The following is an 8,672-nucleotide window of genomic DNA, read 5'->3' as shown; positions in this document are numbered from 1 at the left end:
GTCGAGGGGGCTTGGGGCTACTATAATTGCTGGGCTTAGGTCGATTTTTGGTGGGGAGATTGACGAATTTACGGAGCTTGCGGAGCAGGCGAGGAGGGAGGCTATCGAGCGGATGGTGATGCACGCGAGGGAGATGGGTGCCAACGCCGTGGTGAGCTTCCGGCTGGAGAGCAATGAAATTAGTGAAAATATGGATGAAATCATTGCCTACGGCACTGCGGTGGTGGTGGAGCCCGCGGGGGGGGGCGGCGGGGGTTGCGCCGCGGTGGAGTAGTAACGTATTTTCCGATATCGGAACCGAAATTTTTTAAATGCCGGGTTTTGGAGTGGTTTATGGAGGCGCTGGTCTCGGCGGGTAAAAGGCTCGTTTTCGATATCGGAAGAGAAATTTTTATAAAGACGGCTGTTCGTAGACTCATGGGCCCGCCTCCGTGGGCGTTTGTCGGCAGGAGGGGCCTCCGGGAGGTGGTTCTGTGGCTACTCTCGGACAAGGCTATGAACGGGGCTGAGATTATAAGGGCTGTGGAGGACGTCACCTGGGGCTTCTGGAGGCCGTCTCCCGGCTCCGTCTACCCGCTCCTGAAGCAGCTGGAGGCCGAGGGGCTTGTCAGGAGGAGGCCCGACGGGAGGTACGAGCTTACGGAGTCTGGGAGGGGGGCTGTGAAGCTGATTCCGTGGCTGAGGGGGCCGAGGCTGGGGGCGCCGAGGAGCGTGGGGGAGATTGTGGAGGAGATCGAGAGCTGGGCTATGTACCTCTCAGACCTGGCCGTGTCTGATCCAGAGAGGGTGTCTCCTTACAAAGAGAGGGTGAGGCAAGTAGCGGAGTTGTTGAAAAAGGTAAGTGAGGTTTAGCTAATCCCCAGCTCAACCTCCACTGTTTTTATCTCTTTACGAATCCTCTCTAGAGAGTCTTCATAGTACTTTATGTAGCGTGTGGCGTTTTTGTCGGCGGCCAGGCGCTCTAGGGCTTTTGTATAGCGTAACTCGTAGAGTTTTCTGTTAATGTAAATGGCGGTTTTCTCCGGCGCCTCAATTACGACATATGAGCGGTCAGGTGGTAGGTCGGTGAAGCTCTCGGCGAAGCAACGCCCGATGAAGCCCACGGCGTCGCCGGACATGCCGATTTTAAGCACCTCTACTCTCAACTGCATGTTAGCGTGTAGAAATGCTCTTGCCGTGTTTTTAGAGACGCCGTACCACCCCAGAGGAACGAAGGCCTCCACAACCTGGCCGTTTTTGAAGAAGTTGCCGTAGTCGGAGGGTAGTAGAATTGTGTTGCTACACGGGTCGACCTCTATCCCGAGGTGCTCCCGGCCGAGTTTTACAAAATCCGCGTCGTCTAGCACGAGTAGATCCGCAACGGGGCCCCACGCCGTGGTCTCATTTCTTCCCGCGACCAGCGTTGCGTATTCGATACGCCATGCGTAGTATACATCGCGTATTGGAATCTTAGCTCTTAATACGTCTACCAACTCGGCCACGTCACCTGGGGCGAGGAACTCTGGATCTCGCCTCACCCTCTCCACAACCCTAGCCGACGAGTTTACATAGGAGAGAAACTCCCTCCGGGCCTCGTCGTCTAGCACTCCGTAGATCTTCACGACTGTGTCGTTACTCTTAGGTATCTTGAAGTAGTCCATCTCCACAGCCCTCACGCCGATGTACACCTTCTCCAAGCCGTCGAACGCGATGGCTTGAGCAAATAATACGTAGGACCCCCAGTCGGTTCTGTTTCCAGCTCTCGTAGAATTTTCGCCCCCTCTCTGTGAGGTAGCTGATTGCGGTGGCGCCAGCGCCTGCCCCGTTTCCGTAGCTCTTGAAGCTGTCTCTGTGACCGCGGGGGGAGTGTTCTGGTAAGTTGGTGAGTTGGTATGCGTATTTTGTTGAGGAGCCGATGTTGTTGCGGCTGTGTTGTGTTGTGGAGCTGTTTGGTGATCCGGCGCTGTTCTTAAGCCCGTTTGTATGATAGCAACAACCGCCAGTATGGCAATAACTAATACTACGCTTGAGAATATTATTACATTTTTCATGGCCACTCTAAATAGGCATTTATACTGTAGCTATCATAGTTCGGCCCTCCTCCCACAGAGATCCCGTAATCAGCACATGCTACACCTACAGTCGTACTACCAGCTGAAGTGAAGTAAGTCAACGACAGAGCCAGCAACAGTAGTACTATAAGCGTCGGCATTTTGTGGTGAGGTAATTTGGGCATAAGATCCTTTTTTTGTATTTAAAAATTTTACTCCTATAAGACGAATCCGTATCTTGTTTTTAGTACTCTCGTGGTTAGGGTTATGGCGGCTATCTGTATCGCGACTAGTATGAGGCCGAGGGTTGCGGCGTCTTGTACGCCGTAGAGCCCGCTTTCGAACCGCTCTCTCATGAAGGCGGTTATGGGCATGGCGGTGTCTCTCCCCACCCCCTTGAGGACTCCCAGGGTTATGCTGAGGGATACCTCGCTGGTGACGTAGACGAAGCCTATCAAGGCGCCGCTTAGGATGTTTGTCTTGAGGAGGGGTAGCAGGATTTTGTGGAGTACGCCGAGGTAGCCTGCGCCTAGGTTCATGGCCACCTCCTCCATGGAGGTGTGTATCTGCTGGAGCCCGGCGTATATGCTCCTCACGGCGAAGGGTAGCTTCCTCACTGAGTAGCCCAGCACAAGGTAGAGCTCGGGGTGGGCGATGGGGTCGAGGACGGCGGCTATGTCGGGGGCGCCGGCGGCCTTCAGCCACGTGGTCACCTGAAAGGAGGTGAGGAAGTAGGCGTAGGCCACCACAAGCCCTGGTATGGCTATGGGCATGGTGGCGAGGGCGTCTAGGGCGTCTGCGAGGGGGCCTCTGGAGCGGGCGGCGGCGATGGCTATTAGGAGCCCCACCGCTATCATGATCAGCGTGGCGGCTACGCCGTAGTACAGAGTGTTGAGTATGCCGCGGAGGAAGAGCTGGTTTTGGAAAACCCCCTCCAGCCTCTCCGCGGCGTTGGCTGGGCTGAGGCCCTCTGGTAGCGGCGAGGTGGTCCACCTGTCGGCGAACACCAGAGCCACGGCGCCGATGAGGGGGGCGGCGGCTGTGAGGACCAGGGGGAAGGCGACTAGGTAGATGGCGAGTTTGCCGAGGGGGCCGGGGGTGTAGGTCCTCGGCCTCAGCTGGCGGATGAGCATGGCGTACTGCCTCAGCCCGACGTACCTCCTCACGGCGAGGAACGAGGCGATGGATATGGACAGCAGTATCAGGGCGAGGAAGGCGGCGGTTGGGCTTATCTGGCCTCTTATCTGGTCGAGGAATTTGGAGTAGACCTGGTAGGAGAGTAGCTTACGGGCGGCTGGGTCGTCTTGGAATATTATGGGGGCGGCCACGTCGTCTATGGCGAATATGAAGACGAGGACGAAGGCGGCGGCGAGGCCCGGCGTGGAGAGGGGGAGCACCACGTCGCGGACAGCCCTCCCCTCGCCGGCGCCTAGGTTGTTAGCCACCTCTTCGAGGGTGGGGTCCACCCGGGTTAGGGCGGCGTATATGTTGAGGTAGGCTATGGGGAGGTACATGAGCATCTGCACAGCCGCCACCGCCGCAAGCCCAGACACCTCTATCTTGAAGGGGAGTCCGAGGACGTCGTGGAGGAGCCAGTTGAGGGTGCCCCACCTGGGGTCGAGGAACTTCCTCACCACATACGCCGTGGCGAAGGGCATAACTATCAACGGGATCGTTGCGAGCAACCCCAGAAGCGTCCTGCCTGGGAAGACGTACTTGGCGAGGACGTAGGCTAGGACGAACCCCAGGGCCACGTCGGCGGCGGCCACGGTCAGCGCAACCCAGAGGCTGTTGAGGATGACGCCCATGTCGGGCCCCCGGATGACCACCGTCGGGGGGTCTGTGGGTCTTATAAACACGGCGTCTCTAAAAGCGCCGGGGGTGGGGTTTAGGTAGAAGGGGTCTGTAATCGACGTGTAGACCTCGGCTATGCCGGCGAGGACCTGCCAGAAGATGAAGAGCAGTGGGGCTACCAGCAGGAGTGTGAGGTATAGGTAGCCCGCCCCCGTGGACAGCTTTATGAAGTTCATGTCTTGAAGGCCCAGGCCCGCGCTATCTCCACCGCCACCCCCTCGCCGGGGGCCGCCGGGGGCTTCGGGCCCTCCGCCTTGAGGGCAACTCCGCCGCAGTTCAGAGTGGTTTGGTAGTACCTGCCGAGGAAGACCACGTCCATCAGCTCGCACCTCAGACGCCCCCCGCCTACGTAGACGTCCTCCGGCCGGATGACAAGGGTGACCTCGTCGCCGGGGGCCAGCTTGTGGGGGGTGGCGGCGTGTATGGGGAAGCCGGCGTCGACGACGGCGGCCTCCCCCCTCTGCTCCACGACGCGGCCCTTAAGGACGTTGGAGCGGCCGACGAAGGTGGCGACGAATAGGTTGGCCGGCTTGTGGTAGATCTCCTCGGGGGTCCCCACCTGCATGACCCTCCCGGCGTTCATGACGGCTATTCTGTCGGCGACTGCGAAGGCCTCCTCCTGGTCGTGGGTGACGTATATCGTGGTTATGGAGAGCTTCTTGGCTATTCTCCTCACCTCCTCTCTGAGCTCCACCCTCAGCTTCGCGTCGAGGTTGGCCAGGGGCTCGTCTAGGAGGAGCACCTCGGGCTGAACCACCAGGGCCCTGGCGAGGGCAACCCTCTGTTGCTGCCCTCCGGAGAGCTGGTAGGGCCTCCTCTCCTCCAGCCCCGAGAGGTCCACCAGCTCCAGCACCTCCCCCACCCTCCTCTTTATCTCCGCCTCCGTCATCTTCTTGCCCTTTTTCTTCATGAGGCGGAGGCCGTACGCCACGTTTTCAAACACCGTCATGTGGGGCCACAGCGCCCATGTCTGGGGGACCACGGCGGTGTTTCTCTGTTGCGTGGGGAGGTGGGTGACGTCGCGGTCGTCGAAGTATATCCGGCCTGAGGTGGGCTCCTCCAGCCCGGCGACGAGGCGGAGGAGCGTGGTCTTGCCGCAACCGGAGGGCCCCAGGACTGCGAGGATCTCGCCGTCGTTCACCGTGAGGTCTACGTCGTCTACAGCCACGACGCGGTTGTCGAAGACTTTGCGGAGCTTCTCCAGCCTCACGACGGTCACATGTATCTCTTCCAGCCGGTATATATATTAAGTGTTGTGTATGCCGAGGCGCGTTAAGTATATAAACGTTGCCGTAGGTGGCGGCATGGCTTTCGTCTACCCAGACGCCATAGTCTCCACCGCGGGGCACGTGGACCACGGGAAGACGCAGACCACCTACGCCCTCTCGGGGGTGTGGGTCATGAGGCACAGCGAGGAGGTTAAGAAGGCCATGACTATAAAGCTTGGCTACACCCAGGTGGGGATTTACGACTGCGGCGAGGAGTACTACTACAGCGACGGGATTCTCCAAGAGGGTAAGTGCCCGGGGGGCGGGGAGCCGAAGCTAATCCGCCGCGTCTCCCTTCTGGACGTCCCCGGCCACGAGGTGCTGGTGGCCACCATGGTATCCGGCGCCGCCGTCGTCGACGGGGCTCTCCTCGTGGTGGACGCATCCCAGCCCGCGCCGCAGCCCCAGACGGCGGAGCACTTCGCCGTGCTCGACATCATCGGGGTGAGGCACATGGTGGTGGCCCAGAACAAAATTGACCTGGTGACTAGGGAGAAGGCGCTTGAGAACTACGAGCAGATTAGAAACTTTCTAAAGGGGACGTGGGCTGAGAAGGCCAAGGTGGTGCCCATCTCGGCGCTCCACAGGGTGAATATAGACGTCCTCGCCACCTACATCGCGAAGTCCGTGCCGAGGCGCGAGGCTGAGCTGGGGAAGCCGGCGCGGTTCTCCGTCCTGCGTAGCTTCAACGTCAACCCGCCGGGCACCCCGCCGGAGAAGCTGAGGGGCGGAGTGCTGGGGGGGACGCTTCTGCAGGGGGTGTTGCGCGTCGGCGACGAAATCGAGCTGAGGCCGGGGCTGAAGATCGACAAGCCCAAGCCCGGATATCAGCCGATATACACAAAAGTGCTTAGCATCGAGTACAGCGGGTATAGGGTGGAGGAGGCGAGGCCCGGTGGGCTGGTGGGCATAATGACCGGCCTCGACCCGGCTCTCACAAAGGCAGACGCCCTGGCCGGCGCAGTGGTGGGGAAGCCCGGCACGCTCCCCCCCGTGTGGACCGCCGTGGAGATCGAGACGAAGCCCATACCCAGGGCTGTGGGGGAGAAGGTGGAGCCGTTTAAGCAGGGGGAGGTGGTGCTGGTGGCGGTAGGCCCCGCCACCGTGTTCGGCGTGGTCCAGTCAGTTAAGAAAGACGTGGTCTCAGTAGCGCTTAAGAAGGCGGTCTGCGCCGAGCAGGGCGCCAAGACCGTCGTCATTAGGCAGGTGAAGAATAGGTGGATCGTCACAAACTACGGCGTGCTGAAGGGAGGCACCGCGGCGCTTGAGTAAGCCGTACCTCATCAGCTCCGCGAATTGTAAAAGCCCCTCCACAGGTTTACTTAGGCTTGACGTAGTTCCGGCCGTCTCTCTTCTCCACCTCCACGAGCCCCTCCCTCTCCAGCCTCCTCACTGCCTTGAAGACTGTGGTGCGCGGGAGGCCCAGCGCCCTAGCTATCTCCGCCTCGTAAACCCCGCCGGTGCGCCTGACGTACTCCAGCACGGCGCTATCCGTCTCGTTGAGGTCGCCGCCCGACTTCTTACCCCTATTCCTCAACACGGCGTATCCCACACCCGCGGCGGCCGCCGCCGCTACACCTGCCGCGGCTACGGGAACCCAGTCGAAGCCCGGCGGCGGGCCGCCTCCAGAAGGCGCGGCGCCGGCGGTGGGGCCCGGGCTCTGGGCTGTGGAGCTTGTTGCGGCTGGGGGAGGCTGCGGCGTCTGTGTGGTGGATGTTGTGGAGGGGCTGGCTCCGGTCTGCTGTGCTTGTGCAGGCGTCGGCGTTGTCGTCGTGATCGCTGTTGTGGTGGTCATGGCTGTGGTAGTGGTGGCCGGGGTGGGGGCTGGTGATGTGGTTGCTGTGGTGGTGGGGGTTTGGCCTCGGCCTTGTAGAGTGTAGGCGACGGTGCCGGGGCCTTTGGCTATTAGCACTATTGCGTTTTTGTCTAGGGTGTAGTTGATGATTTGGAGTGTGGGGAGGAGGAGCACGCCTCGCTCTGCCCATATGACGTAGTAGCCCTCTGTGATGTTGAAGGCGAGTGCGCCGTCGACGACCCTCGTCCGGGGGACGTACTTTACTGTTATCAAGGCGTGGCCGAGGACGGGCACCGTCAAGACGTCGCCGGCGAGCACGGCGGGGACCGGCGTCATGTTGTTGTAAACCACCGGTGCGGATAGGGGCGGGGCTGGGAGGGTGAGGTTGTAGAGAGTCCCCACTAAGGTCTGGTTGAATAGAAGGAGGGCCGTCCCGTTGGCGAAGATTAGGATTGCCCAGAACACGGGGGAGCCGGAAAAAACCTATTTCAAAGTTTCGCCCCCTACTTACCCTTCTTATCCTTATCCTCTTTCTCAGACTTGTCCTTGCCCTTGTCCTCCTTCTTCTCCTCGCCGCCGCTTGACTTCTTCTCCTCCTCCTTCTTCTCGTTCTTGTCAGACTTCTCCTCCTTTACGCCCTTGTCCTCATGTTTCTCCTCTTTTGCTTTTTCGTCCTTCTCGTCGTGGCTGTCTTTGTGGTCTTTGCCTTTCTTTACCTCGACCTCAATCTTGTAGCCCTGGCCTGTCTTCTTTATTTCTATATAGGTGCCGTTGCCTAGGTGTAGCTCCACCTCTTTAAGTGTCGATGTGAAGTTGGCCAGGTAGGCGGCGGCTTTTGTCAGCTGCGCCGCCGTCTGCGGGTCTATGGGCTCTATCTGCTTAGCCACCTGTCTCAGGTAGGTGGCCATCTGGGCGAGGTCTCTTACGTGTGCCTTTACCTCGAGCTCGCTGGAGGTGCCGTTGAGGGCCTTGGCTTTTCTCTCTATTTCGTACTCTATCTTGGCTTTTAGGGCGGTGGCGTTGGGGGCTGTGCTGCTGAGGGCCTTTGCGGTGATCATTATGTTCAGCTCGGCCTTCTTCGTGGCGTTGTTCGTGGCGACGTACTGCGCAAGTTGCTTCAGTAGTTGCATGGCTTTGGTGGTGTTGCCGGCCTTAAGGGCCTCGTATATCTGCCTCACCAAGCTGGAGGCGTTGAACTGACCCACGGCGTGGCCCACAACGTGTATGTAGTAGGCGGTGGTGCCGTTGTAGACAACCGTCTTCAGATTTACATTAATAGTCTTATTATTGTAGTTTAGGACGAGCATCGTGCCGTTTGTCTTGTATACGATGTGTATCGTGCCGGAGGGCGTCACCACGTACACCGTGCCGTTCGACACGGCGGCTGTGGAGTTTGTGGTTGTTGAGTTTGTAGTGGCCGCCGCGGATAGGCCCGCGGCGAGCAACACCGCCACCGCGGCTATTAGTAGGTATTTCCCTTGCATGACCCCCCGTATCTGCCGTGGTTTAAAGGAATTTGTTTCCCCGACGTGGTGAACGGCCGGCTTGACGTGGTGAACGCCTCCGAGGGCGGTGTTCACGGCGTGTATTCACGACGTTGGCTCAGTCCGCGGAATAGTTCTCACCGCTCGATAGGGGGCAAGTCGTCCTCATCGCCGTTGATATCTACGCCCCCGTTTTTTAGTTTAACGCCACATTCTTATAAACACCTCTTCTGTATGTGGG

Annotated in this window: 8 protein-coding genes; 3 read left to right on the top strand and 5 right to left on the bottom strand. The window is 59.5% G+C overall.

What is annotated here, in order from left to right; all coding sequences use genetic code 11:
- Together ACP5J3_RS08385 and ACP5J3_RS08380 are read left to right on the top strand one after the other, a co-directional pair.
- Window positions 1–274 (top strand): heavy metal-binding domain-containing protein (locus ACP5J3_RS08385; protein ID WP_428495271.1); only part of this gene is annotated, 274 nt, incomplete at its 5' end.
- Window positions 275–417: 143 nt separating this feature from the next.
- Complete coding sequence (locus ACP5J3_RS08380) at window positions 418–852, top strand: helix-turn-helix transcriptional regulator (protein ID WP_428495272.1); 435 nt, start codon at window positions 418–420, stop codon at window positions 850–852.
- On the opposite strand, the gene ACP5J3_RS08375 is transcribed toward ACP5J3_RS08380, so the two are convergent.
- The 3 genes from ACP5J3_RS08375 to ACP5J3_RS08365 form a co-directional block, all read right to left on the bottom strand.
- Complete coding sequence (locus ACP5J3_RS08375; RefSeq protein WP_428495270.1) at window positions 849–1,676, bottom strand: hypothetical protein; 828 nt, start codon at window positions 1,674–1,676, stop codon at window positions 849–851. The two genes, ACP5J3_RS08380 and ACP5J3_RS08375, sit on opposite strands and share 4 nt — an antisense overlap.
- 572 nt (window positions 1,677–2,248) lie before the next feature.
- Window positions 2,249–4,060: an ABC transporter permease gene (locus tag ACP5J3_RS08370; protein WP_428495269.1), complete on the bottom strand. Its 1,812-nt coding sequence runs from the start codon at window positions 4,058–4,060 to the stop codon at window positions 2,249–2,251.
- Complete coding sequence (locus ACP5J3_RS08365; protein ID WP_428495268.1) at window positions 4,057–5,103, bottom strand: ABC transporter ATP-binding protein; 1,047 nt, start codon at window positions 5,101–5,103, stop codon at window positions 4,057–4,059. Before ACP5J3_RS08365 ends, ACP5J3_RS08370 begins: the two co-directional genes overlap by 4 nt.
- An 85-nt stretch (window positions 5,104–5,188) precedes the next feature.
- Between ACP5J3_RS08365 and eif2g the strand changes: the two genes are divergently transcribed.
- Entirely contained in the window at window positions 5,189–6,424 is a 1,236-nt protein-coding gene (gene eif2g / locus ACP5J3_RS08360; protein WP_428495267.1) for a translation initiation factor IF-2 subunit gamma, read from the top strand.
- A 46-nt stretch (window positions 6,425–6,470) separates the two neighbouring features.
- Here the strand turns inward: eif2g and ACP5J3_RS08355 are convergent, their stop codons facing one another.
- Both ACP5J3_RS08355 and ACP5J3_RS08350 read right to left on the bottom strand, forming a co-directional pair.
- Entirely contained in the window at window positions 6,471–7,412 is a 942-nt protein-coding gene (locus tag ACP5J3_RS08355; protein ID WP_428495266.1) for a helix-turn-helix transcriptional regulator, read from the bottom strand.
- Window positions 7,413–7,450: 38 nt separating this feature from the next.
- On the bottom strand, window positions 7,451–8,431 hold the full coding sequence (locus ACP5J3_RS08350) for a hypothetical protein (RefSeq protein WP_428495265.1): 981 nt from the start codon (window positions 8,429–8,431) through the stop codon (window positions 7,451–7,453).
- Window positions 8,432–8,672: the final 241 nt, after the last annotated feature.

This window comes from Pyrobaculum sp., assembly GCF_049971835.1.
GTDB lineage: Archaea > Thermoproteota > Thermoprotei > Thermoproteales > Thermoproteaceae > Pyrobaculum.
The sequence above is the reverse complement of the archived record's forward strand: the minus strand, read 5'-3'. Positions and strand labels throughout refer to the sequence as shown.